Origin of the sequence: Vibrio furnissii CIP 102972, from assembly GCF_000176175.1 — a bacterium.
GTDB classification, from domain to species: domain Bacteria; phylum Pseudomonadota; class Gammaproteobacteria; order Enterobacterales; family Vibrionaceae; genus Vibrio; species Vibrio furnissii.
The window spans coordinates 33,948-60,872 of the sequence record NZ_ACZP01000023.1 but is presented as its reverse complement, the minus strand read 5'-3'; the positions used below and the strand labels follow the sequence as shown (position 1 = coordinate 60,872).

The window sequence follows — 26,925 nt, the reverse complement described above, 5'->3', positions numbered from 1 at the left end:
CGACACACCAACTTTCCCGGAAATTAAAAACCGATACATGCGCTCATCGGCCTGCTTCACTTCAGAAAAGAAATGACGAATGCTGAAATGAATCGCGCGGGCCTGGTTTTGGCTAATGCATATCGGTTCGCACACGTAGACCAACAGGAAATTCTGATTCAGATTCCCGACCACCTGAGCACTTTTCACGGTTTGCATGACTTTGTGGAAAACGTCAAACGCTCTGGGATCCAGACTGGCGGGCTTAATGGCAAGCACCAGCGAGATGTTCTGATACCGTGCGGTGTGCATTTTGGACTCCGCCGCCGAGATAAAAGCAGCCTGGTCCATGGTGCGTGACGATTCGGATTGAGTTGACGTTGATACGGGGGCCATCAGTGACTCCTTCGTTCTGCTCTCAGCCGCAAACTTCCATCGCGAGCTGGTGACGTAAAATTTGGACTTGTCGCTCTGCCGAGAGTTTCAGACTCCACGCCAGTTCGTACACTTCCTGAGAAACCTGACCTTGAAGATAACGGTGCTGCGTATGGTTATAGCTGGCTTCGAGCAGTGCCAGGCGTTCGCAGGCAGCATGGTATCGGTCCCAACTGTCAGCATGGCTGTGCATCATGGTTCACCTCTTACATCCATGTCGGTCGTGATGTGGTTATGCTTAACTGTAAACGAACGACGTTCTGTTCGTAAATCAATTTTGGAAGAATGGCGAGAGAACTGTGCGCTTAGTCATTGAAAAAAGAGCCGCCAAACGGCGGCTGCTTTGAGGGTTTATCAATCGTGATACTTACATTATAGAGGTTGGGTAGGGCCTCTATTCCCTCAGTATAGGCAAACGTGCATGACACGATGAACGGAGATGCGGAAATGTGACTCATGTCCTAATGACTCTGGTGAAACAAACCGCGCGGAACATGGATTCGTCAATTGGTTCAGCGGCGATAGTTCCAACTTAAGTTGCAGTCAGGGTCAAATTGGCAGCCTTGCCACACCGCATCGTTCCTTTGAGCCAGTTCGCGCAACAACCTATTCGCGTCGGACAGGCTAACGCTCCCGGACATCCCACAAAGCTGGCATTGCTGGATAAAGTCTCTCGTGCAAAAAGCCGCGGGATACCGAGTGTCAGGCGCAACCAGCGCCTGAATAACCAGCAGCGCCTCATGGTAGACTCTTTCTTTCATCTCACATCTCTCACATTGCATGGGCACTCGTTAAAAATCCGCCGCAACGTTGGCCGTAATACTGAGGTGGACAATAGAGGCAGCATAACCACTTAAGGGTAGTTCGAGAGGACCTACTTGTCAGTTTTACAATCATGGCATTGATTATTCTGCCACTTTGTTTTAGTACAGGACATTCACTGAACAACCCCAGAGAAGCGCATGATTGTTAACTTTTATGAAGTCGCGCCCGATGGCACGCTATCTATCCGAAATCGAATTACGTCTGTCGACAATACCACTCCGCTATTGCCGAAACTGGATGAAACGGTGTTCTTCAAGGCACCCAGCGCTGGGTGTTATCGGGTGGCCAATATCGTCCATATTGTCGAACAACCCTCAGATGAGCCCACCTTTGCTCGGCTCTCCGAAGTCGATGTTCATTTGATGAAAATTGAAGACATTTCACCAGACTATGCGATTTAGCCTGAATACGTTTTTGCGCCTTTAGCATCAACCTCTCAAAGGATGCAGCAGCAGGTGGAGCTGCTGAGTGTCCGCGTTCCATTCCTTGGTTTCCGCAATAAAGCCACCATGCTCATTCACCACAGACTCAAGTCGGTGCGCTTGGTCCGATTGAAGCAACATCGACAGCGGTGCCACTTGCTGCTTGTGGTCGTTGAAGCCGTGTTGGATTTGCTCTTCCAGCATATAGAGGATGTCCGGACTCGGTTCTTGTCCTTCAAGAAAGACTTCGGACTCTACTCCCAGCCTCTCATTCAGATACAGCAATAAAGCATGCAACTTAGCCATATCGGTCGTATTCGCCATGGTCATGCTGTCATGTAGGCTTAAAAGCTTGGCTTCTAAATTGCCGTTAAGGCTGCGCCCTAACTGAATCATGGCTTTGATGTCCTTTTTGAACTGATGACCGTGGCGCGCGTTCAACTTGTGCTTGAGATGGCGAACCAATATGTCGTTTCGCTTTGAGACAGGCACAAACCGAGGTGTCGCGGAGACTTCCATAAAAAGATGAAGCAATGCATGGCACACTAACGCTGCCAGTTGTGAGTAGTAATCGCTATCGTGTTTCATACGTGTTCGTAAGAGCCAAAGAAGCCCTCATTTAACCCCCTTTTACTCGCAATAACAATGCACCATGCCGCTGGCTTTCAGACCGCGTGACGTGACGGCTGCTCTCACTCTTTGGTCTGAAGCTGATAAGCATAATGTGGCGTATTGTCATTTCTAATACTAAAGTTAAGGTATACAGCAACTATGTGAAGATTCGCGATGAAAACAAATAATCAGTTGGCCCCGACCTTCAGCCTCGATGGTCTTCAGTACCATTTCTCTCTGAGGGGTGAAACCATACTCTCCATCGACAGCAACGCTATCAGTTACGAGCAAGCGGAAGACATCTACATTGCTCTTCTTAAAGCCATGGAGATATCGTTAACGCAGTACTGTCCTAATTCAAAGGGAGTGTCAGGAGAGCTTAACGTGCGATTAAAGCTGTGAATGCCATAACCAGGCGATGACAACACGGACGCCCCCTCTTTCCATGGGTGAGTGTTTTATTGCTACGTTGACGGTTATCACAATTCGCCACATCCCTCTTGAGACACAAAATCATCGCGGTAGAGTAATAGACAACTTATTGCCTATATCGAAAGGTACCCATGAACTATCCAGGCATCCAGAACGCCCTGCTTTTTTCAGAAGAAAGCCTTACGTCGACCATGCTCAAAGAAACTCTGGGGCGAAGCCTTCCTCTGTCGGTTGAATTACAACGTTTCAGCCAGTTGAGCATCGAGAAAAGTACCTGCGCAAAATACATTTTTATTGATTTTGCCCACATTACGGATGAGTTCGAGAACAACTACTACAACATCAAATATCAGATAGGCTTACACGCCAAAGAAATACTGATTAACTGCCCGAGAGACATCAGCGTGGCGTACTTATTCAAGTGGCCCAATTTGTATGGGGTGTTTTATGCCGATGACTATATTGACAAGATTTTGCAAGGCACCCATAAAATCATGCAAGGTGAAATGTGGCTGTCCAGGCAACTCTCTCAGGACTATATCCTACATTTTCGCAGCAATATCCCTGTGCTCTCCAGCCGAATGCTAGGCGCCGTGCTGACCAAACGTGAGCATGAGGTCGTTAAATTATTAGTGAAAGGACAAACGAACCCTGAAATCGCTGAGCATTTTGGCGTAAGTCTGAATACCGTAAAATCCCATCTGCATAATCTATTCAAAAAAATCAACGCAAAGAATAGGGTTCAGGCCGTCATTTGGGCAAAAGAGAGTTTAGGGCTGGATGTCCCCTTCGATGACAGGATAACTTGAAACATCGAACGCCCTTTCACAGCGTCAAGAATAGGTTTTAAGTGGCTTGTACACTATAAAAACGCATCGTTAGGCCTTGATATTGTAAAGGAATTCAATGAGGTCTGATTGAGTCACCATGCCTTTAAGTCGGTTTCTATTATCGACAATAGGTATATGGTGATACCCTGATGTTAGAAGAGGAATCATTCGCGCGATATGGGTATCCGTGCGCATAAACACTGGCGCTGCATTCATAAATTGGCTTACCTCTTTCTTGGCTTTTTTCTTTGCGTGCAGGTAAAGCGCGATAAATGAGTCAAACTTTCTATTCTCAACACTTCTTAGAAAGTCAACCAAGGAAAATATCCCCACAAGCTCATGCTCATCATCAACCACAGGTAAAGCCGTAAATTGATTCTGCTGAAGTAGTTCCAATGCTTTATGGATAGTGTCATTCGGCTTCAATGTTATCAACCGGCTCGTCATTACATGCTCACAAGTCAATTTTTGATGCCGATGTTCCAGCGCAAGTAAATGAGTCTGTTTGAAAATATCGTCTAGCGTTCTCTCATCGATATCGAGCCACTCATTTCTCGCTGCAATGGTTTCATGTAACTCACTAAAAAAGATAGAGCTTTTATTGTGAGCGAGTGTTGATGTTGAGCCTGATGACTCTTTTTTAGATGCCCTGTGGTTGAGGTACCAACGGTAAAAATAGCCACAAATGATAAGCGGGATAATATTGAATAATACCGGATCTAGAAGAAATGAGAGTCCCATTGCTGGCTGCGTACTTTGGCTTATTGCTGGCACCAGTGCTGTGGCCACACCAGGCGGATGAACGCACTTAAAAATAACCATCGTAATAATGCTCAGCGTTATCGTCGTTAAGCAAAGTATTGTCGCATCGTCTATCAAAGATGTAAGACATACACCAACTAATGCCGGCAGCAGATGGCCTGCCAAAACAGGCCAAGTTCTCCCCATAGGACTACTTGGCACAACGAATACAATTGTAATGGAAGCGCCTATCGAAGCGATCATCAATGGCGTTGTGGGCAGGTGGTGCATTAGGGTCGCAAGGTATGAAACGATAGATGCCGTTAATAAAACTGGCAGAATCAATGATAGAACTTGTCTGATTTCGTTTTTTATGATCATAAAATACTGATTATCTTAGTAAACTTAGCGCATCATATAATTGTGATTTAAGAAAGTTTACAGATTTGTTGAGCAATAAGGGGTCCGCTTAGAAAACGGAAATTATCCCACGCTAAGACTATATTTTGTACAGCAGTGGAGAAGGATGAGAGACCAGCAGTTCATTAACAGGGACTCCTTTTTGCTTAAGCGGCTCAATGGTTCTTTCTATATAAACCGTATTCCAGAGTGTTATCGCCGCCGTATGTAGTGTCAGCGCCGGTGGCGTGGTAACGCTGATCCTCCCACCCCCAGATCCCTGATTTCATTCAGCCGGTGCATGAAGGATGCTCGCCCAAGGGCCTCACCCTTATTCAGCCCCGCCTGTATGCATCGGCCTAAGCCTTTATCGCAAAATCAGTCCAGCATAAACAGCGTCCGATCTCTGCAGAAAATCGCCCTCTGCGCTACGAGTTTGAACGCATTTACTCTGTTTATAGGTAACATTCGCTCCACGATATAATGATATCGGCAACGTATTCAGCATCCTGAGCATGAGTCAGAAGGTGATCCGCCTTACCCAACGAAATGAAACTCTTGGGATGCTTTGCTGCTTTGAATATTTTTTCGGCCTGCTCAATTAACACAGTATCATCTTCAGTCGCATGAAAAATAAGCAGAGGCTTGTTCATGGCGAACACCTTATGAGCGATTTTGTGTTCCTGAATATTGTCCAGCATCTGTTTCTTTAAGGTAAATACCCGCCCGGCCAGCTCAACGGGATAGGCTCCATGCTGGTTAATGTTTTCAACATCATCCTTAAAAAGACGTTTTACGTGTGTCAGTTCTCCGGGTGATCCTATGGTGACAACGGCCTTTGCCTCAGGAACTTCGCCGGCAATAGACAGAATGGCCGATCCCCCCAGGCTATGGCCGATGAGCAAAGAAGGCGCTTCGTACTGTCGGCGGAGATAATCTACCGCGCAAAGCAGGTCCGAAATATTGGATGAGAAGTTGGTGTTGGAAAAATCCCCTTCGCTGTTTCCCAGACCAGTAAAATCAAACCGGAGAACGGCGATAGCATTCTCTGTCAGTTTCCGCGCAATACGCGCCGCGCCTTTGAGGTCTTTGCCACACGTAAAACAATGAGCTAACAGCGCAAACGCTTTAGGATTTTCAGGAAGTTCAAGCAATCCGGCCAGTTCTTCACCAGCCGCATTTTTGAACGTAAATTTTAGTTTTTTCATAGGATATTCCAGGTCTTAAACTGATTTCATATGTTTGATCGCAGGGAAAAATAATCTTCTGCTCTGCATCTGGCATTACGCGTTTTCCTTCCTCTACTGGGGATGTGAAACAGAATTCATTCCGAATGCCTGTCCTCACCTTCCAGTTTGAAAGCTGATTATTGCTTCCTGTTCGGTGATCACTTATGCTATGCTACCAACTAGATGGTAGTTTACAAGAGTTTTATGAGGTCTCACTGAATGGCCAATTGCGCGCTCATTCTTAAAATATCCCTGGCAATGCTGGCGTTTGCTGCAAACTCTATTCTGTGCCGTCTGGCCCTGCAGGGAGGCCACATTGATACCCTTTCATTCAGCAGCCTCAGGCTGGCCAGTGGTGCACTCGTCCTGTCACCTTTCTTGTTTTATCACGCAAAAACTACATTATCGCTGTGGCGTCCGCTGAGCGGATTTTACCTCATGGTGTACGCAGTGCTCTTCTCTGTCGCCTATATCCATCTCGATACCGGGGCAGGTGCGCTGTTACTTTTTGGTGCCGTACAGTTTGCGATGGTGATCCACGGATTATTTAAAGGGGAATCACTCTCCGTTATGCGGGCTTGCGGTTTAGTTATTGCTCTGGCAGGAATTGCTGCCCTGCTGTTACCCGGGGCGAAGGCACCGCCGCTTTACAGTGCACTTATGATGATCGTTGCCGGATTAGCCTGGGCCGCCTATTCCGTCAGGGGGAGGGCGGGCCAGGCGGCCGGGGCTTCAACGGCGGCAAATTTTGTACTCGCCACGCCGATGGCTCTCGCTCTTTCGTTGCTGTTTATGAAGCAGGGTCACTATGATGCTGCGGGCATTGCTTTGTCATTGCTGTCCGGTGCATATGTATTGTGGTATACCCTTTTACCCTCTCTCGGCTCTATCACCGCCAGTACCCTTCAGCTCAGCGTTCCCTGTCTGGCAATGCTAGGGGGTGTGGTATTCCTGGATGAATCACTGACGGTCAGAACGATATTTTCTGCCCTGGCGGTGCTGACTGGCATTGTGATGGTGACACGCGAGAAATCCCCCCGTCAGTCGATGACAAAGGCGAGATAACCTTAATAACGCAATTAATTCATGCAGTTGTGATGATTCTCTTATGTTAATCACACGAGCCAGTTTTCCCGCTCCGGCATCAGACTGACAGTAATACTGAGGTCGACGTTTCTGACTACACCTAAGGCAGGTTTATGAAATGAAATATGATTTTGATGAGTACGTAAGCAGAGAGAAAACAGACAGTCTCACCGTGGACGGCTGGCGGGAATACCTGTTTTCGGGACAGTCCGAATTTGCAATGCGGTATCCGGCAGAAGGGCTAATCAACCTCTGGGTTGCTGACATGGCTTTTGCCACACCAGAGCCGATTCTTCAGGCCATCAGAGACCGTCTGGATAGAAAATACTCGGCTACACTAAAATCTACGACGAAGAATACTATGAGATCTTTGGCAGCTGGTGTGAGCGACAATATGGTCACCGTTTCAAAACGGAAGACATTGTGCTGTCTCCGGGCATTATTCCCGCGCTGAACCGTCTCGTCCCGCTTCTGACCGACATGGATGACAGTATTCTTATTATGACGCCTTCATATGGCCCGTTTAAAAAGGCGGGTGAATACAGTCAGCGTCGCGTGGTGTACTCGGCGTTAAAAAATCAGCAGGCGGCTGGGAACCTGACTGGGAAGACTTTGCACGCAAAGCCAGTCAGGCCGATTTACGTGTGAAAATTCTTTTCCTGTGTAATCCGCATAACCCGACCGGACGAGTCTGGCGGCCTGATGAACTTAAGCGGATTATTGAAATTTGCCTGGCCAATGACATCTGGGTGATATCTGACGAAATTCACTGCGACCTGTCCCGAAGCGGTATCGGTCATACACCGGCCGCCTCTCTTTTCCCTGATTCTACACGCATTATTACCTGCATGTCCTCGAGTAAAACATTCAATCTGGCCGGGAATTTGTTGGCAAATATCATTATTCCGGATCCCGGTGTCAGAAGCGAGTGGCGTCTCAGACACGACGAGTTCATCTCTCCACTGAGCCTGGCAGCAAACAAAGCGGCGTGGAGTGAATGTGATGACTGGCTTGTCCATCTGAGGGAATATATTGACGGCAATTTCCAGTACCTGCACGACTATCTCAAAAGCTATTTACCCGAAACCAGGTTCTCGATCCCCGAAGGGACATATCTGGCCTGGATAGATATTAGCCGCTACCTGCCCGACACCGCAGGTGAGGATTTATCGCTGTATTTTGCCCGGGAGTCAGGGGTCCTTCTTGAAGGGGGCTTGCTGTTTGTCGACAATGGAGACGGATATATCCGGTTAAATCTGGCCTGCCCACGGAGTATGCTGACAGCAGGGATGAAAAGAATTTCACAGGTACTGCGGATACCGGCTCCTCATCGTGTATAACCCCTTTCTCTCTGGCCGTTTTGTCCTGTCAGGATGTCGTCAGAACCCGGCATAACACCCTGTGCCGGGAACACAAAAGGCACGGATGAACAGGTCGTGAATATTCTTAGTGAAGCCTGCTGATGACATGTCTGGCGACAAAAAAATGCCGCCCTTAAGGGGCGGCTTATGCCAGCGTCACGGGGTTATCGTCTGACCGCCATGATGCCCGCATCGACATCCCAGATAGCGCCCGTCACCCATGAGGTTTTGTCAGACAACAGGAAGAGAATAGTGTTTGCCACATCTTCGGCAGTTCCGACGCGTCCCAGCGGGTGGAAATCGTTCAGCGACTTCATAGCATCTGCGATATCCGCTTTGTCCATGAAGCCTTCGTATATCGGCGTATGAACAATCCCGGGAGACACCGCGTTGACACGAATACCCGCGCTGGCCAGCTCAATCGCCAGATTACGCGTCAGGGCATGCAGACCCGCTTTTGCCATTGAATAGGCCGAGGCCGGCGAGTCACCCAGTGCAGCCTGAGCACCAATCGAACCGACGTTGACGATAGACCCTTCGAGCTTCGCGGCGAGCATGTTCTTCACGACATCCTGTGTAATAAAGAACGTGGCTCGGTTCAGCGAAAGATACATGTCATAATCGGCAAAGCTGTGCTCGGTAAATCCTTTGGGCATGAAGATACCGGCGGCATTCACCATCAGGCTGATATCGCGATGGTGAGCATTAATTTCCTGACGGATAGTTTCCATACCTTCTTCGGTCATCAGGTTCGCCGCGATGACCGCAACCGGTCCCAGAGGGCTCAGTTCTTTTTGCACCGCTTCGGCTTTGTCTTTTTTATTCCCGGTCAGCACGACACTGCCGCCCGCTTCCAGTACCATGCGTGCCACGGCCAGGCCCATGCCGCTGGTACCGCCGACGACGAGCAGTTTTTTACCTTTGAAAAAAGTGTTCATTTTATGACTCCATTACTGGTGGGTAAGACGTTGCCGGCAGCGTGAAACTGCCGGCGGTTGACGGATTAAATACTGCAGCCATCCGTTCCGCAGGTCTGACCCGCAGTGGCTGAAAATTCGGTTTGCTGTTCATCCCAGACCTGACGCAGGGCATTCAAAAAGTTATCTGCTGCCTGAGCCCCGCTGATGGCATATTTTTCGTTCATCACAAAAACCGGAACGCCGCTGAGGCCAATAGACTGTGCGTGGGCTTCATCGTCGGAAACGGTGGCGCGAAAATCGTCATTTTCCAGGGCGGCTTCAGCGTCAGCTTTCGGCATACCGGCTTCTACGGCCATGGCAACGAGCTGCTGACGGTCAAAGAGAGAGCGACCTTCGGTGATACTGCCATGATAAAAACGTTCTTCCACCGCGTCCGCAATTCCGGCCTTACGCGCGGCAACCAGCAGGGTGTGTGCATCTTCTGTATCACCAAACATCATGCCGTCGAAGTTGTAGATCAGACCTTCAGATTTACCGGCGGTGCCCACCTGATTCATCATCAGCTCCGCTGAATGCTGACTGCCCAGCTTTTTAACGATGGCATCCTTAAAAGGCATCGCGGGAGTACCACCGGCCAGACGGTAGCTGTGATGGCGGATCACCACCTGGTCGCGAAATTCAAAGCGATTCAGACCCTGTTCAAATCTTTTTTTAGCAATCCAGCACCACGGGCAGACCAAATCTGACCAGATATCGATGGTAAGGGTGGGTTTCAGCGTTTGCATAATGATTCCTCAAAGACGTTGGGCGGTCGGATCTCACTTATCAGAGAACCGCGACCGTATGGGATTTATTGCGCCTGCCAGACCGGGTAATCGGTATAGCCTTTTTCCGGGGAACCACTGACGCCGTAGTAGGTGGCGCGGTCACTTTCTGCCAGTGGCCAGCCGTTTTGCATTCTTTCAACCAGATCCGGGTTAGCGATGTAGGGCACACCAAATGCCACCAGATCCAGCTCATCATCTTCCAGAGCCTGCTCTGCGATATCACGGGTAAAACCGCCGGCAGCGATGATGGTGCCTTTAAACGTGTTGCGAAAACGGCGGCGGAAGCCTTCCGGAAGTGGCGCTTTGGTGTACACCGGCTGATAGTAAAGGTGTACGTAGGCCAGTTCCCGCTGACCGAGCGCGTCGGTGATGGCTGACCAGGTTTGCTCTTCACCTTCATACGGCGCGAGGTCATAAATGCGGCCGAACGGTGACAGGCGCACGGCAACGTGGCTGTTACCCACGGCTTCCGCCACGGCGTCAATGGTCTCCAGCAGGAAACGCTGACGATTTTCCACCGAGCCGCCGTATTCGTCGGTGCGGGTGTTCAGTTCGCTACTGAGGAACTGGTCAAAGATGAATCCGTTTGCCGCCATGATTTCCACGCCGTCAAAGCCGGCTTCCATCGCCAGGCGTGCGGAGTGCACGAAGTCTGCAGTGATGCGTTTAACTTCATGCGTTTCCAGCGCGCGTGGCTGGCTTGGTACAACCGGGCCCGGTTCTCCGGATTCGGTCAGCGCAAAAACGGTGGTATTGACCGCCTGAACGGTGCCCGCTGAAACCGGCGCTATGTGGCCTGGCTGAAGAGAGACGTGAGACATACGGCCGACGTGCCAGAGCTGCGCGAAAATACGGCCACCTTTGGCGTGAACCGCTTGTGTCACCTTACGCCAGCCCTGGACGTGTTCGTCGTTGTAGATACCAGGGGTATAAAGGTAACCCCGGCCTTCTTCTGAAACCGGCATCCCTTCGGTGATGAGCAGGCCAGCAGAAGCACGCTGTGCATAGTACAAAGCCACGACCTCATCCGGCACGTCATTCATGGTGCGGGTGCGGGTCATCGGTGCCATGACTACACGGTTTTTTAACGCCAGGTCAGACAGATTGTAGGGGGTGAAAAGCTTATTCATCGTATACCTCACAAAAAACAAAAAGGAGTATCCCGGCAGGGATTTGCACAGCCCGGCAGTATCATCGACTGGACGTCGCGCACTGGAGTTGCATAAACATCTGATGGGTGGCAATATACCAACCATCTAGTAGGTAGGTCAATGGGTGTGTCGTATTTTTTTGTCATAACGCAGCCATTTCTGAATTGTCACTCATTTTGCGAGGTCATCACCATGCGTACATTAACAGCTTATAACGAAGATAATTTCCGCCAGATAGAGCAGTACAAAGGAATATCGGTGGTACGTTTCTCTGCACCCTGGTGTCCGCCCTGTCAGGCCAGCGAAGAAATGTTCAGTCAGTTTGCAGACCGGCTCGATAGAGATATTCAGGTGGGGAAAGTCAATGTAGATCAGGCGCCGGTGCTGACAACCAAATACGAGATCTGGGGGCTGCCGTCTGTGCTGATATTTCATGAAGGGCAATTAGTTAAACGCATACCGGGTGTGAAACCTGCATCGGTATATGCTCAGGCTATTGCGGACATAAAAAAAGGGCAGTAATGCCCTTTTAACGTGGAATTTATTAATGCTTAACTGCGTGCCTGACCGACGGCATCCAGAGTGCGGGCTGAATAAATGACCGCCGCGCCAGCGTTGAGGTTAATCGCCACGCCCAGCGCTTCAGCAATTTCAGCGTCGGTTGCACCGGCTTTCACAGCTGCGTCGGCGTGAAAAGCAATACAGCCGTCGCAGCGGGTTGTGACTGCGCACGCCAGGGCAATGAGTTCACGCACTTTTGCGCCCAAAAGGTCAGTTTTGTTACCTGCGTTGCCCAGGGCAACCACGCCTTTCATGGTCTCGGGGGTCAGTTTGCCCAACTCGCCTAAACGTTGCATTAACTCTGAGCGATAGTTGTTCCAGTCTAGCATAGTGTCATTCTCCTGAATGAGGGGTATTAAGAAGCAGTTTTATATACTTAAGGCTGTTGGCGAAGACTTCGGGTCTGGCCGTTGCATGCGCCACTACGCTTGAGCCTTCACAGACATTAATGATCATCAAAGCAATATCTGATGGTTCGGCATGGGATGAAAACTCACCTGACTCCATGCCCGCCCTGACGACTTTTGTGAGCCACTCGATTTGCATATCGAAATAAAGTGATGTCTGTACAGTAATTGCCTGAGGCAGATTGGCGGTCTCTGCTGACAACGCACAACACAGTGGCAGTAGCGAAGCTTTATGGCTTTGCGCGAAGATATCGATGTAAGCCGCAATTCTTCTCTCCGCGCTTTTCTCAGTCGCCTCTATCTGCTCAAATACGCGTTGTGTATCAGAGAACGCCTGTATTACCACCTGCTCACCCAGAATATCTTTGGTCGGGAAATGGTGATGAATACTGGCCTTGGTGATACCCACTATTTTTGATAAATCAGCATAGCTGAATGCTGAATACCCTTTTTCGCGCATCAGGTGTTCTGCTTCGCTGAGCAGCCGTTCCCGTGTCATGGTTGTCATAATTACTCCATATAATCTACTAGTTGATAGATTATATTGTTGCTATTTTTCCATAGCAAGTTGTATCACTGACTCAGTATCGTGCAGAGCTGAACGTCAATGCCATCCTGCATTCTGAATGGCAGCATTACATCTCTGATATCACGCCAGGCGTGTAATCATTTCAACCGGATTAGCCAGAGTATCGTGGATTGGCGAATTCTTTTGCATTTCGCTGACCAGCGCTTCTAACTCCTCGCGACTGGCGGTCTTGCTCGTAAGGTGAACATCGACGCGAATAGATTTCGCACCTTTACGCACGTTGCTGTCCAGCCCAAGGAAGCCGTTGAGGTTGATATCGAAATTAAGATCCAGCTCGATACCGTCCAGGTCGATCCCTTTTTCAGCAGCCATCATGGTAAGGGTGGCGGTATAACAGCCAGCCAGCGCCTGCATGATGTATTCAGTCGGGCTCATGCCGGTATCGGTGCCGAGTAAACCTGCGGGTTCATCACCGATATTAGAAAATTTCCCCACACGGCTGGTATCGATAACGCCGTTCTGGATTGTAGCGCCGGTCTCTGTGCGAACGGTTAATCCGCCGCTGGAACGGGCTTTCATCTGGAAAGTCAGGTTACCCAGGCCAGGCTGGCTGCGAACTGCTTCACGGGTATTGTGGATCGCAGCTGCGTCTGCAGAAGGTTTAACGGTAGTAGACATAATGGCTCCTGTAATTTCTTGATAAAAGGTATAGCTGGTGTAATCAATACCAACCATCTAGTTGGTAGATTAATATCGCGAACCTCTTTTGTCTACTCTTTTATAAAAAATAGGGGGAAAAGAACCCAGCAGGCTGTTTTATTTCATAATAACCATTTGATTTTTTTTATAATCTTCCCAGCCGCTCACTCTTGCAGCAATCCAGCCTTTACCCGAAGGATAGTCTGGCGGGTGGTATTAAATTCCCGGGCAATAGCACTGATACTGATGCCAGCATTTAGGCGCTCTGTCACTGTTTGCTTTTGTTCCTCGCTCAGGATGGGGGGGCGACCGAAGCGTTTTCCAGCCGCTTTTGCCCTCGCAATACCTGAATACGTTCGCTCAAGCAGCAAATCCCGCTCAAACTCCGCTACAGCAGAAATTACCTGCATAGTCATTTTTCCGGCCGGACTGGTCAAATCAACGCCTCCGAGTGCGAGACAATGAACGCGAATATCTAAAGCCGCCAGTTGCTCTACTGTTTTTCGGATATCCATCGCATTACGACCCAGACGGTCAAGTTTGGTGACAATCAGTACATCCCCATTTTCCATGCGATCTAGCAACCGGATAAATCCGGGGCGTTCGCTGGCAGCAACCGAGCCACTGATATGCTCCTCAATAAGTCGTTGGGATCTGATGGCAAAACCCGCCGCTTCAATTTCACGACGCTGGTTTTCTGTGGTCTGTTCCAGAGTTGAGACCCTGCAGTAGGCAAAAACACGTGACATGGGAAACTTTCCGTACGAAATGGATGTCCGAATTATAACGTGTGTCCGAAATTAATTTCACTAAGTTTCGGACATGTGCTGTAAGTGGTGTACGAAACCGACCGGTTTCGGTCACAGCGAACAAATAACAGATGAAAACTATACGCGAGGGAGGCATTTATGCCACGGCGACAGATACTGAGCAGCGAAGAGCAGGAACGCTTACTGGTTATACCAGATGATGAAATTATTCTGACCCGAATGTGTTTTCTGAACGAACCGGATATTGCGCTCATTAATAAGCACCGAAGGCCAGCGAATCGCCTGGGCTTTGCTGTATTACTCTGTTATCTGCGTGGACCTGGATTTATTCCGGACAAAAGCAGTGCTCCTCACAATGGCGTTGTATCCAGGGTCGCTTCCCGACTGAAACTTCAGCCTGATTTATGGCCGGAATATGCATCCAGAGAGCAAACCCGCTGGGAACATCTGACCGAACTTTATCGCTACCTGGAACTATCCCCGTTCAGCCGGTCAATGCAAAAAGACTGTATCCGTCATCTGCACCCCTATGCCATGCGAACTGACAAAGGATTTATGCTGGCGGAAGAAATGCTCAGCTGGCTACATAACAATAATGTTATTTTCCCTTCTGTTGAAGTGATCGAACGGACGCTTGCCGAAGTCGTCACGCTCGCTAACAGATCGGTATTTTCGACACTTACCGCGCAACTGGAAAAGCAGCATAAATCAGCACTCGACAGCATGCTCATATCAGAGGGTGAACAACCTTCCCGTCTGGCATGGCTGCTACAGCCTCCGGGTAAAATAAACGGTAAAAATGTGCTGCAACATATCGACCGGCTTAATTCCATCGCTGCGCTGGGGTTGCCTGATGGTATTGCACTTTCCGTTCACCAGAACAGGTTGCTTAAACTGGCGCGTGAGGGCCGGAAAATGAGCAGCAGGGACCTGGCAAAATTCACCGATGTCAGACGTTACGCTACGCTGGTTTGTATAATAACAGAGGCCAGGGCCACCCTGACTGACGAAGTGATTGATCTGCACGAGCGTATCCTGGGTAGTCTGTTCAGCAGGGCAAAACGCACGCAGGCCGAACGGCTCCAGCAAACGGGAAAGCTTATTCAGAGCAAGCTGAAGCAGTACGTTACCGTCGGGCAGGCGTTACTTAACGCCAGAGAATCCGGGGAAGATCCCTGGACTGCAATAGAAGATGTCCTTCCCTGGCAGGAATTCATCAACAGCGTGGAAGAAACGCGGTTTCTTTCCCGTAAGGGCAATTTCGACGCGCTTCATCTGATCACCGAAAAATACAGTACGTTGCGTAAATATGCCCCGCGTATGCTGTCAGCATTGCAGTTCATGGCGACACCTGCGGCGCAGGCGCTCAGCGATGCGCTGGACACCATAACGGAAATGTACCGTAAACAACTTCGTAAAGTGCCGCCATCAGCGCCAACAGGGTTTATCCCTGAAAGCTGGCGAAAACTGGTGCTCACGCCTTCAGGCATCGACCGCAAGTACTACGAGTTTTGCGTACTGAATGAACTCAAGGGTGCATTACGTTCCGGTGATATCTGGGTAAAAGGATCGCGCCGCTACAAAAATTTTGATGATTATCTCATCCCGATTGCTGAGTTTGAGAAATCCCGACATAATGACCAGTTACAGTTGGCCGTTCAGACCGATAGCCAGGCATACCTTCAGGCCCGTATGACTCTTCTTGCATCTCGGCTGGAAGAAGTTAACGCGATGGCGCTTGCCGGTGATTTGCCCGATGTAGATATCTCAGATAAAGGCGTAAAAATCACTCCACTGGAGAACAGCGTTCCTTCAGGTGTTTCGCCCTTTGCAGATTTGGTCTATGGCATGCTTCCCCATCCGAAAATTACGGAGATACTGGAAGAAGTTGATAGCTGGACGGGATTTACGCGTCACTTCGCGCACCTCAAAAATAATAACGTCAGACCAAAAGACGGAAGACTGTTGCTGACCACCATTCTGGCTGACGGCATCAACCTTGGGCTGACAAAAATGGCGGAATCCTGCCCTGGGGCCACAAGATCGTCACTCGAAGGTATTCAGGCATGGTACATCAGGGATGAAACTTATTCAGCGGCACTGGCCGAGCTGGTCAACGCACAGAAAGAGCGGCCTCTGGCCGCATTCTGGGGCGACGGGACAACATCGTCGTCAGACGGGCAGAACTTTCGGGTAGGCAGTCACGGACGTTATGCCGGTCAGGTCAATCTTAAATATGGTCAGGAGCCGGGCGTGCAGATTTATACGCATATCTCAGACCAATACAGCCCGTTCTACGCCAAAGTGATCAGCCGGGTGCGCGACTCAACCCACGTGCTTGATGGCCTGCTGTACCATGAAAGCGATCTGGAAATTAGCGAGCATTACACCGATACCGCAGGCTTCACTGAACATGTTTTCGCCCTGATGCACCTGCTGGGATTCGCTTTTTCGCCAAGGATCCGTGATCTTCATGACAAGCGGCTGTTTATTCATGGAAAGGCCGAGCGCTATCCGGGGCTTCAGTCTGTCATATCAACAATCTGCCTGAATATCAAAGACATTGAGTCGCACTGGGATGAGGTATTGCGCCTGGCAACCTCGATTAAGCAGGGGACAGTCACCGCATCACTGATGATGAAAAAGTTAGCCAGTTACCCAAAACAGAATGGACTTGCCAAAGCGCTGAGAGAGATTGGCCGCATCGAACGGACACTATTTATGCTGGACTGGTTCCGTGATCCCGGTCTGCGCCGACGCGTGCAGGCGGGGCTGAATAAGGGTGAGGCCCGTAATGCCCTTGCGCGAGCGGTCTTTTTGCACCGTCTGGGTGAAATAAGGGATCGTGGGCTGGAGAATCAGAGTTATCGCGCCAGCGGGCTGACATTACTGACAGCGGCGATCACGTTGTGGAACACGGTATATATAGAAAGAGCTATTGAGTCACTAAAACGAAAGGGTATCCCGATAAATGAGCAACTGGTCTCTCATCTTTCTCCCCTGGGCTGGGAACATATCAATCTGAGTGGAGATTACGTCTGGCGTAATAATCTTAAGCTGGGATCCGGAAAATACCGCTCATTACGTACAGTCGATACCGCTTTGTACAAAAAACAGTCTTAGCGTGGGATAATTTCCGTTTTCCAAGCGGACCCCAATAAGTTGGGCATTCTATGAGATGTGTAAATAGAAGTGAAGTTAACCCGGAGGCACGCAAGCTGCCACGTATCGAGCAGGTTGCTTTTGGAGATCTCTGAATTACATGCATATCAAATTTAGTATTTAATGGATTACAGGGCGTATTGAAAATAGCTCTAACCTAGTGAGCATGTTCACTATGCTACAACATGTAGTGGTCAACTAAAATTGGCCACGGTTTTAGAGTTTTCCCAATACAGTCGTTCAGACTCATTGGGTGTTAGACCACCATTATATTGATGTGGCCTGAGTTGGCTGTAGTAGCTCGTGATGTATCGAGTTATATGTTCTCTCGCTTCGCTAAAACTCCGATAACCCGACACGGGTATCCATTCTGTCTTTAAGCTTCTGAAGAACCGTTCCATCGGACTGTTGTCCCAGCAATTACCTCGCCTCGATAAGCTTTGCTTGATTTGATAACGCCACAGCAGTTGCCGATAAGAACGACTGGTGTAATGACTTCCTTGGTCGCTGTGGAACATCACGCCTTTGGGCTTACCTCGTGATTCAAACGCCATAGAGAGTGCCTTTCCTGTCAACTTGCTATCAGGCGATACTGACATCGCCCAACCAATTGGCTTTCTCGCGAACAGATCGATGACAACAGCAAGATACATCCAGCGCTGTCCCGTCCAGACATACGTCACATCACCTACCCAGATTTGGTTTGGAGAGGTAACAGCAAATTGTCGAGATAGATGGTTGGGGATCTCTACGTGTTCTTGTGATGCCTTTCGATAACGATGATTCTGTGTTTGACCGCTTACCAGCCCTAATAATTTCATTATCTTAGAAGCTCGATAACGTGTCAGTTTTATACCTTGAGCTGTCACCATGTCGGCAATGCTTCTCGCACCAGCAGAGCCGTTGCTTGCCGTATGAACTTCTTTAATAAGACTTTTTAGCTTCACCAACTCTGGAGAAACACGCTTAGGGCGACAACGCCAGTATTTGTAACTGCTGCGGTGGACACTGAACACATGACACAGGGTTGTTACGTTAAAGCTCTGCCTGAGTTTCTCGATTATCGAGAGTTGTTCAGTGAGTCCGACATCAAGAGAGCTGTTGCCTTTTTTAATATTTCATTGTGCTCTTCAAGGCGTGCAAGTTTCTTCTTCAGCTCTCGTATCTCAATTCGCTCTGGTGTCATTGGTGAGGCTTGAGGTGCTACTCCCATTCTTTCTTGCTTGAGCTGCCTTACCCACTTATCCATTGTCGATTTACCCACACCCATGGCTTTTGCGGCTTCAACAACGGTGTAGTTTTGGTCGAGAATAAGTTGCGCTGCTTCGAGTTTGAATTCCGCACTGAAAGTGCGTCTGGTACGCTTGGTCATAGTTTCACCTGTCATGCTATGAGGTGTATCTTAACACCTCTAATCAGGTGGCCAAATTCACCGTACCACTACAAAATGCAACTTTCTCCAGACTCTACGCTTCCCGTCAGTACCATGCTTCTTGACCTTCCATTCACCTTCGCCATAAACCTTGAGACCTGTTGCATCAATGGCTAGATGCTGTATTGCACCTCCAGTCTTTGGTTTAAATGAAACCTCGACTTGCTTAGCTCTTCGACTGATACAACTGTAATGTGGGCAGACTATAGGGACGTTAGCCAATGAAAAAACAGAATCGATAAACCCTTGCAATGCTCTCAACGGCATTGAGAAAACTCGTTTCACCATAAGCGCAGTAGTAATGGCTAAGTCGCTGAACTGGCGAGGCCTACCTCGTTTATCTTGTTTGCTCTGCTTCCACTGGCGAATGGCTTCTTCATCAATCCAGAAAGTGAGTGAACCACGGTTGATTAAGGCTTTGTTGTACTGTTTCCAGTTCGTTGTTTTGTAGCGAGGTTTCGGCATGAGACTAGGATAATTAACTTACTTAGCCGATCAGATCGCAACCTTCTGATTTAGTTCCCTCGAATTACGCAACAAAGCCCTGTTGAAGTTGGAGTTGAATAGCGGATAGTTCCAATTTTAATTGCTGCTTAATTTTAACCTTGCGCCGCCACTCTTTCATGATCGTGTAAACATGCGTTGCAATAACACCAATAAAGGCGCTAGAAATCGCGAGAGAAATTTTATCCATTTTACTCCAAACCATTGTGCTTATAACATTTTATAGTTCGCATGCGCGTTTCCCAAACCTATTATCTAACCCATAGGCTTTATAATCACATGATTTTAATCATATTTATTTGTATTGGAATGTAAAGACGCGCACGAAGTTGAGATAAAAATCGCCATGATTTCAATATGACTGTATGCCCGTCCAGCTTTTAGGTATTTCAAAGAAGGACAACATTTGAGTGAAATGGATGAAAATTTGTAGGCGAAAAAGTCTGCGTTTGACTGCGCCACAGACAACGAGTTAACTCGTTTTGGGGCATTTCTTGTTTAGGGGACTAAAGCCCATAAGGAACAGAAACGTTAAGCTTCTTATCCCAATGAACGCTCACTTGCTAACTTCTTAGCCACCCGGATTACCGTTCTAGTGGACACATTCGTCAATTTAGCGGTATCACTGATACTTAACCCATTGATAACTCTTAACTGATAGATTTTTTCATGAAGCTGGAGATCTGCTTGTCTTCCTCGATATTTTCCCTCTTCTCGAGCCTTCATGATCCCTTCAGCTTGCCGCCGCCGTCGATCTTGGTAATCTTTTCGTGCAATTGCAGCGAGCATATCCATCATCATCCCATTAATAGCCCTGATCATCGAACGAGTGAACTCGTCGGGAATGTGTGGCGCAAAAGCGATATGGCTAGTTGGTAAATCGATACTGATTACCTTAAGTTCCTTTTGGTTCAGCATTTCTTTTAATTTGAACCAACTTTCTTCATCAAGTCGAGAAAGACGATCAATTTGCTCTATTATGATCGCATCACCAATTGCAGCATCATCAAGTAATCGGAGTAATTCAGGTCTTTGTAATGAGGCTCCCGATTCATTCTCAATATACCAACCTGCTATTCGAAAGCCCTTTTGCTGTGCAAACTCCTGTAAAGCACCTTGAGCACGTTTTGCATTCTGATCAGAGGTTGATGCTCTTAAGTATCCAAAGATGTACATAAGCCCCTCAAAGTGACATTTAGATTATGATCTAAACAAGTGTGACAAATAGGTTATGACAAATCTACTTTTCGTGTCAATTTTTACGTGTGACTTATAAGTATACTTCATTATCATACGAAGATCGTGATTTGATTTTGAATTTTAGTTGACCTATTATTGGTGTGTTAATTATTCACACATGTAGGTGGAAATATGTCACGCACAACTAGTGTTACGATTGGGTCTCAGCTAGATGAGTTTGTCGGCCAACTCATAGCGACTGGTCGCTATGGCTCAACAAGCGAAGTAGTTCGTTCTGCATTGCGGCTACTCGAAAGGCAAGAGAAACAAACCACGGCTCTAAAAATGGCGATTGAAGCCGGAGAGCAGAGTGGTCAATGCTCATTATCACTTCATGACATTGCGACTAAAGTAAAGCAGAGACACAATGTATAAACTTTCCAACCTCGCCGCAGAAGACTTTGAGCATATCTTTGAATACACCCTATTGAACTTTGGCATAGAGCAAGCGGATGCTTATACAGACAGTATGCATGACGTTTTGCTAACGCTTGCAGAACAACCTTTGATGGGTTACGAGTGCCCCGAAATTGCCGAAGGGCTTCGCCGCCACGATCACCATAAACATGCTATTTTTTATCGCCCACAACCTCATAGTATTTACATAATCCGTATTCTTCATCAGCAAATGGAACCATTGCGGCATTTCCATCCAGATATTTATTAAAATTCCTCATGGCTTACATGCCGGAAATGGGAAAACAATACGTCACTGATTTGAGTTTGTGTAACCAATAAGAGGTTTTGGCTATGCCCGTAGATTTTTTTAACCACTGAATAAAAAAATAGTTACGGGCAATTTAATGGGGAGCCGAATGATGTTCAATTGGCGCGGTACTTCCATTTGGACGAGGCTGACTTAGCTTTTATTACACAAAGACGTGGTGAACACAATCGATTTGGAGTTGCGCTGCAATTAGGTTGTGTTCGCTTTCTTGGTACTTTCTTGATCGATTTAAATCAAATCCCAACGAATACCCAATGGTTTGTCGCAAGGCAACTGAATATAACCAATATTGGTATTTTGTCTGACTATTCTCAGCGCGAAACCACACGCCGCGAGCATACCGCTCTGATCCGCAATCAGTATGGTTATCGTGAGTTTGTTTGGCCGTGGTCATTCCTGTTATCCCGCCTTCTCTATAGCCGGAGTTGGATCAGTAATGAACGCCCGAGTTTACTGTTTGATTTAGCGACCGGATGGCTGATCCAACATAAAATCCTTTTACCAGGCGCATCAACTTTAACCCGTTTAATTTCACAAATCAGAGACCGAGCAGAAAACCGATTGTGGCAGCAACTATCCAGTCTCCCAAATTCGGATCAGCAAGCTAGGTTGGATTCCTTACTACAAATTCCTGAAGCAGCCAGAACAACACACTTCGACCGTTTTCGTAAGGGGCCGGTCAATGTCAGTGGCCCTGCATTTAATGAGGCTATTGAACGTTACAAAGCACTTCAAACCTATGGAATAACTGAACTGGATTTTACTGGTATTCCTCCCGTCCGGTTTAAACATATTGCCCGTCATGCTGGAATGATCTCGGCATACAAAATAGGCCGTATGCCGGAGACTAAGCGTACTGCGATACTCGTGGCTTTTGTGAAAGCCTATGAAATTATTGCATTAGATGAAGCGTTGGATGTACTGGATCTTTTGATTACAAATATCGCTGGCGAAGCGAAGAAATTAGGACAGAAAAAGCGTCTTCGTACTCTAAAAGATTTGGATAAATCTGCACTGGCTTTAGCTAAAGTTTGTACTCTGCTGCTAGACGACAACTTAGATGATGAGTCGCTACGTCCGTCAATCTTTGCTAAATTTTCACGGGAAAAGCTAGCGCAATCTATTTCTACCGTACACGAGTTAGCCCGACCTTATGATGACAATTTTCATGAAGAGATGGTTGAACAGTACGAGCGAGTTCGGCGTTTTCTACCAAAACTGCTCCGTGATATCGAATTTTCCGCCGCTCCTGCGGGAGACAAAACGCTTGAAGTTCACCAGTACTTAGCGCAACTACTCGACTCAAAAAAACAAATTCTTGATGATGCGCCAGTGGATATCGTATCTAATCCATGGAAGCGATTGGTATTAGATAAAGGTGGTCGGGTGACTAAACGAGGCTACACACTGTGTTTTTTGGATAAATTACAGGATAGCTTGCGCCGACGAGATATCTATGTCGAAAACAGCGATCGCTGGGGCGATCCGAGAGCCAAACTTTTGCAGGGGCAAGAGTGGCAGTCCAACCGAATTCAGGTCTGTCGATCACTGGGACATCCGCTAAACGCAAAAGAAGCCATCGATGCGTTAGTCAGGCAACTGGATACAACCTATCATCAGGTTGCCGCAAATTTTGACGATAATGGTTCGGTGGATATTGATATCTCGGGGAAACGACCAGCTCTGACCATCACAAATATTGATAGACTAGATAACCCTCCGAGCTTACAGGGATTATCCAAACAAGTTGAGGCGTTACTTCCTGCCGTAGACCTCACAGAACTACTACTTGAAGTCAATGCTCATACTGGCTTTGCCGATGAATTCACTCATATTAGCGAATCTAACGCACGTGCCAATGATTTAACGGTAAGTATCTGCGCCGTGTTACTGTCCGAAGCTTGCAATATCGGCCTTGAGCCACTGATAAAGTCTCATATCCCTGCTTTAACCAGACACCGACTCAGTTGGGTTAAACAAAATTATTTACGTGCTGAAACGTTAGTAAAAGCCAACGCGAAACTGGTCGATTTTCAGTCTACTCTTGCACTAGCTAAGCATTGGGGCGGAGGTGAAGTTGCCTCTGCTGATGGGATGCGATTTATCACACCAATAAGAACCGTCAATTCAGGTGCAAACCGAAAATACTTTGGCTCCAGCCGTGGTATCACATGGTATAACTTCGTCTCCGATCAGTTTTCTGGATTTCACGGAATAGTTATACCAGGAACACTACGAGATTCCATATTCGTACTCGAAGGGTTATTGGAACAGCAAACCGGATTAAACCCTACTGAAATCATGACAGATACAGCAGGAGCCAGTGACATGGTCTTCGGCTTATTCTGGTTATTGGGATATCAGTTCTCGCCAAGGTTAGCCGATGCAGGCGAATCGGTATTTTGGCGCGTAGATAAAGAAGCGGATTACGGTGTACTCGATGAGCTAGCACGAAACTGCGTAAATCCACAAAAAATAGAGCTTCACTGGGATGACATGATGCGTATAGCAGGCTCTCTTAAACTGGGAAAAGTGCAGGCATCAGAACTGATTCGGTCGTTGCTCAAAAGTGACCGACCATCGAGTCTTGCTCAGGCCATTATCGAAGCTGGTCGTATCAATAAGACATTATATTTACTGAATTACATCGATGATGAAGACTATCGACGCAGAATACTAACCCAATTAAACCGAGGCGAAAGTCGTCATGCCGTTGCCAGAGCCATTTGTCACGGTCAACGCGGTGAAATCCGCAAACGTTACCGAGAAGGGCAAGAAGATCAATTGGGTTCGCTTGGCTTAGTCACTAATGCCGTTGTGCTGTGGAATACCATCTATATGCAAGCTGCATTAGAGCACGTAGAACGACAAGGTGAAACACTAAACGATGAAGACATTGCAAGACTATCACCACTCAGCCATAAACATGTGAATATGTTGGGGCATTACTCATTTACATTGACCGAACAGGTTTTAAATGGTGAGTTAAGACCGCTTAAACAGCCGTCAGAACAGGAAGATTTTGCTTAGCGTACGTTTTCGTCCCATTGGGCTTCAGACCCCATAAATGATTTCAAGAGAACAAATCGGGGGTTTGGTCATTACCCCCATATTTGCTTGGATTGGCTCGAAGATGAGTGTATTGAGCCCAATGAGGAACTTGGACGCCCCCCTAAAATCGAGGCTCGCAAGAAATAGCGCATACATCCCCGGTGCGACTTACATTAATTAGTATTAAATTTGTGCAAAAACTAATAGCAGTTCACACCACTCCCTTATTTTTTGATACACACATCAAAAAATAAGGGATATACTGTTTCTAATTCCTATAAGGAGGCAGAAATGGATTCCCAGCAGACCACCACAATATTTCAGTCACTTAAGCAAGGTGCAGATGCCTACATCAAACGACGTAACTTACGTTTGCTTGCTAATCACCGTAAAGAACTGCGTAATTTCACTCGCGCAGAGGCTTCAGCCTATCTGGGCATTGATGCCAAAACCTTAGATAAGTACGTAACAGCTGCAGAGATTGACCCTCGTCGTCATGAAGACTCGCAATGGTCTATTGATATCGAAGAAATGTATCGCGTACGTGATTTATTACCTGAGACTTTACGTAAAGAGCCAAAATTCAGTCGTAGTGAAAAGCAGTCAGCTCAAGTCATAGTGATCCAGAACCAGAAAGGTGGTGTTGGTAAGACCGTATCTGCCGCAACTGTTGCATCAGGTTTGGCAACCGAGTTCCATCAGGAATATCGTGTTGGTTTAATTGATATGGATGGTCAGGCAACATTATCCATGTACTACGCACCAGAAGCCGATCAGGAAGGAAGCCTTTCTGTTGGTGACCTTATTATGCGTAATTTTGATTTGGATGAAGGCGAGACATTTGAACAGGCGGTATCCGAGGCATTCCTTGAAACCACTATTCCAAATTTGCGTATCCTGCCTGCGGCACAGAGTGACCGGGCGATCGAAGGGTGGTTTCATGAACAAGTGTTCAGCCACAAACTGCCCTCCCCTTACTCTATTCTGGACGATATCATTGATGCCGTGAAAGAGGAGTTCGACATCATCATCATCGATACGCCACCTTCTTTAGGTTACGCAACGTACAACGCGTACTTTGCAGCAACCAGTGTGGTGTTCCCGTTATCAATTACTGAAAACGATATCGATGCAACATGCTCATATTTTAGTTACATTCCTCAGGTCTGGGCGTTGCTGGCCAATGCGAATCACGAAGGTTATGACTTCATGAAAATATTGCTGACTAACCATCGTGATAGCTCAACAACTACCGAGCTGATGAACAGCCTTTATGATCACTTTGGTCCGTATCTGTATTCGAAAGAATTCAAACACAGCGAAGCGATTAGACAAGCCTCCTCCCTGCTCTCGACCGTTTTCGATATGTCAAAGAGTGAATACCCTAAGAGCAAATCAACTTTCCAGACCGCGCAGCAAAATGGTTATGAAGTCATAAGCCAAATTCAGCGTGACATCCTTAATATCTGGCGTGAACAGGAGCAAGCATAATGGCCAAAAAACGTGGTGGCAGCCCTTTGGGTAATGCTCCTGGATCTGCAGAAGCACAACAATCGGCAGCAAAAGCAAACCTGACTAATTTAACTCAGCAACTGACTACTGAAATAGAGAAAGCCGGTGAAAACGCGGCGGCATTCCTTAAAGAGCAATTTGGTATCGATTCAGTTGGCCAGAGCATGGTCTGGCAGCTTTCATCTGGCAATACGGCAACCTTTAATGAAGTGACATTGTCACATGAACAGGTTCGTGATGAAACCGTCGTTACTTTTGATGTAAACGGCCGGGACCAGTCATTATTGACGCCAGAGTCACTTTCAGATTTAAATTCACTCGAGTTTCAACAGTTCTACCCGGCAGTTGGCCGCGAAGTCGATGGTAAAATTGATGTGCTGGATGGCTCTCGTCGTCGCGCCTGGTTCCTGCTGCAGGAAGGTCGCGTAGAGTCGTTCCGTATTCTGGTTACTCAGGATGATATTTCGGTTGCCGATGCAAAAGCATTAGCCAAACAATTGCAGACAGCCAAAGAGCACAACCTTCGGGAAATAGGCAAACAATGTTTAGCAATCAAAGCTTCGAATGAAGAACTCACTCAGGCTGAAATTGCAAAACAAGTTGGTCTTAGCCAGGCCGGTGTAAGTAAAGCAATCAAGGCGGCCAGCGTTGATGAAAAGCTCGTCCAGTTATTCCCAGTTGCAAACGCCCTTTCCCATCCTGACTATACCTTACTTGATAAGGTGATGAAGGTTTGCCAGGACAACAGGCAGCTTTCAGGCTTCGTAAATAAAATCGAAAAGCATATTGTCAATATTCAGGCTGAATACGACCTTCAGGATCAGAAAGACGCTATTGTTTCTGCCATCAAAGCTGAGCTCAAGATAGAAGAAGAAAAGCAAGATAAGGACAAAGCCGAAGTGACTCCCCTGGCCCATTTCGACAGCAAAGGTATGTTTGCCCGTAAGCGGGTAAAAGGCCGTAACTTTTCTTACGAGTTCGGACGATTGTCGAAAGAGGTTCAGGATGAGTTGGATAAAGCTATTCATTCGGTACTGAATAAGCAATAAGCAATAAGCAGCAGAAGTTAAGCCGGGGTTCCCG

At 47.6% G+C, this 26,925-nt stretch carries 25 protein-coding genes and 4 pseudogenes; 12 read left to right on the top strand and 17 right to left on the bottom strand.

The annotated features are described in order from the left end of the window. Together VFA_RS22900 and VFA_RS22895 are read right to left on the bottom strand one after the other, a co-directional pair. Positions 1 to 375, bottom strand: a pseudogene (locus VFA_RS22900) (EAL domain-containing protein); the annotation flags it as partial. 22 nt (positions 376 to 397) lie between these two features. Continuing rightward, a complete protein-coding gene (locus tag VFA_RS22895) occupies positions 398 to 610 on the bottom strand; it encodes a hypothetical protein (RefSeq protein WP_038152787.1) in 213 nt (70 codons plus the stop codon). A 766-nt stretch (positions 611 to 1,376) separates the two neighbouring features. Between VFA_RS22895 and VFA_RS22885 the strand changes: the two genes are divergently transcribed. Further along, a complete protein-coding gene (locus tag VFA_RS22885; RefSeq protein WP_038152759.1) occupies positions 1,377 to 1,640 on the top strand; it encodes a hypothetical protein in 264 nt (87 codons plus the stop codon). 27 nt (positions 1,641 to 1,667) lie between these two features. Here VFA_RS22885 and VFA_RS22880 read toward each other — a convergent pair whose 3' ends face one another. Next, positions 1,668 to 2,249 carry a DUF2913 family protein gene (locus VFA_RS22880; RefSeq protein WP_038152757.1) on the bottom strand — a complete coding sequence of 194 codons (582 nt, stop codon included), beginning with the start codon at positions 2,247 to 2,249 and terminating at the stop codon, positions 1,668 to 1,670. A 587-nt stretch (positions 2,250 to 2,836) separates the two neighbouring features. Here VFA_RS22880 and VFA_RS22870 point away from each other — a divergent pair. Beyond that, complete coding sequence (locus tag VFA_RS22870; RefSeq protein ID WP_038152753.1) at positions 2,837 to 3,514, top strand: LuxR C-terminal-related transcriptional regulator; 678 nt, start codon at positions 2,837 to 2,839, stop codon at positions 3,512 to 3,514. Positions 3,515 to 3,583: 69 nt separating this feature from the next. Here VFA_RS22870 and VFA_RS22865 read toward each other — a convergent pair whose 3' ends face one another. The 3 genes and pseudogenes from VFA_RS22865 to VFA_RS22860 form a co-directional block, all read right to left on the bottom strand. Next, positions 3,584 to 4,657 carry an HPP family protein gene (locus tag VFA_RS22865; RefSeq protein WP_004729623.1) on the bottom strand — a complete coding sequence of 358 codons (1,074 nt, stop codon included), beginning with the start codon at positions 4,655 to 4,657 and terminating at the stop codon, positions 3,584 to 3,586. Positions 4,658 to 4,790: 133 nt separating this feature from the next. Beyond that, positions 4,791 to 5,104: pseudogene (locus tag VFA_RS23720) on the bottom strand (Tn3 family transposase); the annotation flags it as partial. A gap of 26 nt (positions 5,105 to 5,130) precedes the next feature. Beyond that, on the bottom strand, positions 5,131 to 5,883 hold the full coding sequence (locus tag VFA_RS22860; RefSeq protein WP_004729622.1) for an alpha/beta hydrolase family protein: 753 nt from the start codon (positions 5,881 to 5,883) through the stop codon (positions 5,131 to 5,133). A 240-nt stretch (positions 5,884 to 6,123) separates the two neighbouring features. Between VFA_RS22860 and VFA_RS22855 the strand changes: the two genes are divergently transcribed. The 3 genes from VFA_RS22855 to VFA_RS22850 all read left to right on the top strand — a co-directional run bounded on the left by VFA_RS22855 (position 6,124) and on the right by VFA_RS22850 (position 8,330). Beyond that, entirely contained in the window at positions 6,124 to 6,969 is an 846-nt protein-coding gene (locus VFA_RS22855) for a DMT family transporter (RefSeq protein WP_004729621.1), read from the top strand. A 139-nt stretch (positions 6,970 to 7,108) separates the two neighbouring features. Beyond that, on the top strand, positions 7,109 to 7,444 hold the full coding sequence (locus VFA_RS23955; RefSeq protein ID WP_198136110.1) for a hypothetical protein: 336 nt from the start codon (positions 7,109 to 7,111) through the stop codon (positions 7,442 to 7,444). Between the two features lie 85 nt (positions 7,445 to 7,529). Next, positions 7,530 to 8,330 carry an aminotransferase class I/II-fold pyridoxal phosphate-dependent enzyme gene (locus VFA_RS22850; RefSeq protein WP_198136111.1) on the top strand — a complete coding sequence of 267 codons (801 nt, stop codon included), beginning with the start codon at positions 7,530 to 7,532 and terminating at the stop codon, positions 8,328 to 8,330. A gap of 185 nt (positions 8,331 to 8,515) precedes the next feature. Here VFA_RS22850 and VFA_RS22845 read toward each other — a convergent pair whose 3' ends face one another. The 3 genes from VFA_RS22845 to VFA_RS22835 form a co-directional block, all read right to left on the bottom strand. Then, the gene (locus VFA_RS22845) at positions 8,516 to 9,289 is read right to left on the bottom strand and encodes an SDR family NAD(P)-dependent oxidoreductase (RefSeq protein WP_004729618.1); all 774 of its coding nucleotides are present in this window, start codon (positions 9,287 to 9,289) and stop codon (positions 8,516 to 8,518) included. 65 nt (positions 9,290 to 9,354) lie between these two features. Continuing rightward, entirely contained in the window at positions 9,355 to 10,056 is a 702-nt protein-coding gene (locus tag VFA_RS22840) for a DsbA family oxidoreductase (RefSeq protein ID WP_001194072.1), read from the bottom strand. A gap of 65 nt (positions 10,057 to 10,121) precedes the next feature. Then, on the bottom strand, positions 10,122 to 11,228 hold the full coding sequence (locus VFA_RS22835; RefSeq protein WP_038152869.1) for an alkene reductase: 1,107 nt from the start codon (positions 11,226 to 11,228) through the stop codon (positions 10,122 to 10,124). Between the two features lie 213 nt (positions 11,229 to 11,441). On the opposite strand from VFA_RS22835, the gene VFA_RS22830 reads away from it, so the two are divergent. Beyond that, entirely contained in the window at positions 11,442 to 11,771 is a 330-nt protein-coding gene (locus tag VFA_RS22830; protein WP_002431133.1) for a thioredoxin family protein, read from the top strand. 29 nt (positions 11,772 to 11,800) lie between these two features. On the opposite strand, the gene VFA_RS22825 is transcribed toward VFA_RS22830, so the two are convergent. The 4 genes from VFA_RS22825 to VFA_RS22810 all read right to left on the bottom strand — a co-directional run bounded on the left by VFA_RS22825 (position 11,801) and on the right by VFA_RS22810 (position 14,194). Further along, positions 11,801 to 12,139: a carboxymuconolactone decarboxylase family protein gene (locus VFA_RS22825; RefSeq protein ID WP_004729616.1), complete on the bottom strand. Its 339-nt coding sequence runs from the start codon at positions 12,137 to 12,139 to the stop codon at positions 11,801 to 11,803. A gap of 4 nt (positions 12,140 to 12,143) precedes the next feature. After that, positions 12,144 to 12,725 carry a TetR/AcrR family transcriptional regulator gene (locus VFA_RS22820; RefSeq protein WP_000210409.1) on the bottom strand — a complete coding sequence of 194 codons (582 nt, stop codon included), beginning with the start codon at positions 12,723 to 12,725 and terminating at the stop codon, positions 12,144 to 12,146. 141 nt (positions 12,726 to 12,866) lie between these two features. Continuing rightward, a complete protein-coding gene (locus tag VFA_RS22815; protein ID WP_000108589.1) occupies positions 12,867 to 13,424 on the bottom strand; it encodes an OsmC family protein in 558 nt (185 codons plus the stop codon). A gap of 185 nt (positions 13,425 to 13,609) precedes the next feature. Then, positions 13,610 to 14,194: a recombinase family protein gene (locus VFA_RS22810; protein ID WP_012695450.1), complete on the bottom strand. Its 585-nt coding sequence runs from the start codon at positions 14,192 to 14,194 to the stop codon at positions 13,610 to 13,612. A gap of 159 nt (positions 14,195 to 14,353) precedes the next feature. Here VFA_RS22810 and VFA_RS22805 point away from each other — a divergent pair, with 159 nt between their 5' ends. After that, positions 14,354 to 17,338 carry a Tn3 family transposase gene (locus VFA_RS22805; protein WP_004729615.1) on the top strand — a complete coding sequence of 995 codons (2,985 nt, stop codon included), beginning with the start codon at positions 14,354 to 14,356 and terminating at the stop codon, positions 17,336 to 17,338. 233 nt (positions 17,339 to 17,571) lie between these two features. Here the strand turns inward: VFA_RS22805 and VFA_RS23590 are convergent. The 4 genes and pseudogenes from VFA_RS23590 to VFA_RS22790 form a co-directional block, all read right to left on the bottom strand. Beyond that, positions 17,572 to 18,749, bottom strand: a protein-coding gene (locus VFA_RS23590; RefSeq protein WP_086027329.1) for an IS3 family transposase whose coding sequence is annotated in 2 segments (ribosomal slippage) — positions 17,572 to 18,482 and positions 18,482 to 18,749 — 1,179 coding nt in all. Because the reading frame shifts where the segments join, the coding sequence is not laid out codon by codon here. 66 nt (positions 18,750 to 18,815) lie between these two features. Next, positions 18,816 to 19,274, bottom strand: a pseudogene (locus VFA_RS22795) (IS5-like element ISVpa3 family transposase); the annotation flags it as partial. 64 nt (positions 19,275 to 19,338) lie between these two features. Next, positions 19,339 to 19,503 (bottom strand): hypothetical protein, encoded by a 165-nt coding sequence (locus VFA_RS23850; RefSeq protein ID WP_153811101.1) that lies wholly within the window; start codon positions 19,501 to 19,503, stop codon positions 19,339 to 19,341. 350 nt (positions 19,504 to 19,853) lie between these two features. Further along, on the bottom strand, positions 19,854 to 20,489 hold the full coding sequence (locus tag VFA_RS22790) for a recombinase family protein (protein WP_031847521.1): 636 nt from the start codon (positions 20,487 to 20,489) through the stop codon (positions 19,854 to 19,856). Positions 20,490 to 20,684: 195 nt separating this feature from the next. Here VFA_RS22790 and VFA_RS22785 point away from each other — a divergent pair, with 195 nt between their 5' ends. The 5 genes and pseudogenes from VFA_RS22785 (at position 20,685) to VFA_RS22765 (ending at position 26,891) form a co-directional block, all read left to right on the top strand. Beyond that, a complete protein-coding gene (locus tag VFA_RS22785) occupies positions 20,685 to 20,927 on the top strand; it encodes a type II toxin-antitoxin system ParD family antitoxin (RefSeq protein WP_016151373.1) in 243 nt (80 codons plus the stop codon). Further along, positions 20,920 to 21,219 (top strand): type II toxin-antitoxin system RelE/ParE family toxin, encoded by a 300-nt coding sequence (locus VFA_RS22780; protein WP_016151372.1) that lies wholly within the window; start codon positions 20,920 to 20,922, stop codon positions 21,217 to 21,219. Before VFA_RS22785 ends, VFA_RS22780 begins: the two co-directional genes overlap by 8 nt. Positions 21,220 to 21,302: 83 nt before the next feature. After that, positions 21,303 to 24,309 (top strand): annotated as a pseudogene (locus VFA_RS22775) (Tn3 family transposase). 312 nt (positions 24,310 to 24,621) lie between these two features. After that, a complete protein-coding gene (locus VFA_RS22770) occupies positions 24,622 to 25,821 on the top strand; it encodes a ParA family protein (RefSeq protein ID WP_004729612.1) in 1,200 nt (399 codons plus the stop codon). Next, complete coding sequence (locus tag VFA_RS22765; protein WP_004729611.1) at positions 25,821 to 26,891, top strand: ParB family protein; 1,071 nt, start codon at positions 25,821 to 25,823, stop codon at positions 26,889 to 26,891. Before VFA_RS22770 ends, VFA_RS22765 begins: the two co-directional genes overlap by 1 nt. Positions 26,892 to 26,925: the final 34 nt, after the last annotated feature.

Bases quoted from the DNA above. Each gene is read 5' to 3' on its own strand.
- VFA_RS22765 (WP_004729611.1), top strand. From the start codon at position 25,821: ATGGCCAAAAAACGTGGTGGCAGCCCTTTGGGTAATGCTCCTGGATCT.
- VFA_RS22880 (WP_038152757.1), bottom strand. From the start codon at position 2,249: ATGAAACACGATAGCGATTACTACTCACAACTGGCAGCGTTAGTGTGC.
- VFA_RS22825 (WP_004729616.1), bottom strand. From the start codon at position 12,139: ATGCTAGACTGGAACAACTATCGCTCAGAGTTAATGCAACGTTTAGGC.
- VFA_RS22835 (WP_038152869.1), bottom strand. From the start codon at position 11,228: ATGAATAAGCTTTTCACCCCCTACAATCTGTCTGACCTGGCGTTAAAA.
- VFA_RS23955 (WP_198136110.1), top strand. From the start codon at position 7,109: ATGAAATATGATTTTGATGAGTACGTAAGCAGAGAGAAAACAGACAGT.
- VFA_RS22895 (WP_038152787.1), bottom strand. From the start codon at position 610: ATGATGCACAGCCATGCTGACAGTTGGGACCGATACCATGCTGCCTGC.
- VFA_RS22860 (WP_004729622.1), bottom strand. From the start codon at position 5,883: ATGAAAAAACTAAAATTTACGTTCAAAAATGCGGCTGGTGAAGAACTG.
- VFA_RS22805 (WP_004729615.1), top strand. From the start codon at position 14,354: ATGCCACGGCGACAGATACTGAGCAGCGAAGAGCAGGAACGCTTACTG.
- VFA_RS22885 (WP_038152759.1), top strand. From the start codon at position 1,377: ATGATTGTTAACTTTTATGAAGTCGCGCCCGATGGCACGCTATCTATC.
- VFA_RS22780 (WP_016151372.1), top strand. From the start codon at position 20,920: ATGTATAAACTTTCCAACCTCGCCGCAGAAGACTTTGAGCATATCTTT.
- VFA_RS22865 (WP_004729623.1), bottom strand. From the start codon at position 4,657: ATGATCATAAAAAACGAAATCAGACAAGTTCTATCATTGATTCTGCCA.
- VFA_RS22870 (WP_038152753.1), top strand. From the start codon at position 2,837: ATGAACTATCCAGGCATCCAGAACGCCCTGCTTTTTTCAGAAGAAAGC.
- VFA_RS23850 (WP_153811101.1), bottom strand. From the start codon at position 19,503: ATGGATAAAATTTCTCTCGCGATTTCTAGCGCCTTTATTGGTGTTATT.
- VFA_RS22785 (WP_016151373.1), top strand. From the start codon at position 20,685: ATGTCACGCACAACTAGTGTTACGATTGGGTCTCAGCTAGATGAGTTT.
- VFA_RS22770 (WP_004729612.1), top strand. From the start codon at position 24,622: ATGGATTCCCAGCAGACCACCACAATATTTCAGTCACTTAAGCAAGGT.
- VFA_RS22845 (WP_004729618.1), bottom strand. From the start codon at position 9,289: ATGAACACTTTTTTCAAAGGTAAAAAACTGCTCGTCGTCGGCGGTACC.
- VFA_RS22790 (WP_031847521.1), bottom strand. From the start codon at position 20,489: ATGTACATCTTTGGATACTTAAGAGCATCAACCTCTGATCAGAATGCA.
- VFA_RS22815 (WP_000108589.1), bottom strand. From the start codon at position 13,424: ATGTCTACTACCGTTAAACCTTCTGCAGACGCAGCTGCGATCCACAAT.
- VFA_RS22855 (WP_004729621.1), top strand. From the start codon at position 6,124: ATGGCCAATTGCGCGCTCATTCTTAAAATATCCCTGGCAATGCTGGCG.
- VFA_RS22820 (WP_000210409.1), bottom strand. From the start codon at position 12,725: ATGACAACCATGACACGGGAACGGCTGCTCAGCGAAGCAGAACACCTG.
- VFA_RS22830 (WP_002431133.1), top strand. From the start codon at position 11,442: ATGCGTACATTAACAGCTTATAACGAAGATAATTTCCGCCAGATAGAG.
- VFA_RS22840 (WP_001194072.1), bottom strand. From the start codon at position 10,056: ATGCAAACGCTGAAACCCACCCTTACCATCGATATCTGGTCAGATTTG.
- VFA_RS22810 (WP_012695450.1), bottom strand. From the start codon at position 14,194: ATGTCACGTGTTTTTGCCTACTGCAGGGTCTCAACTCTGGAACAGACC.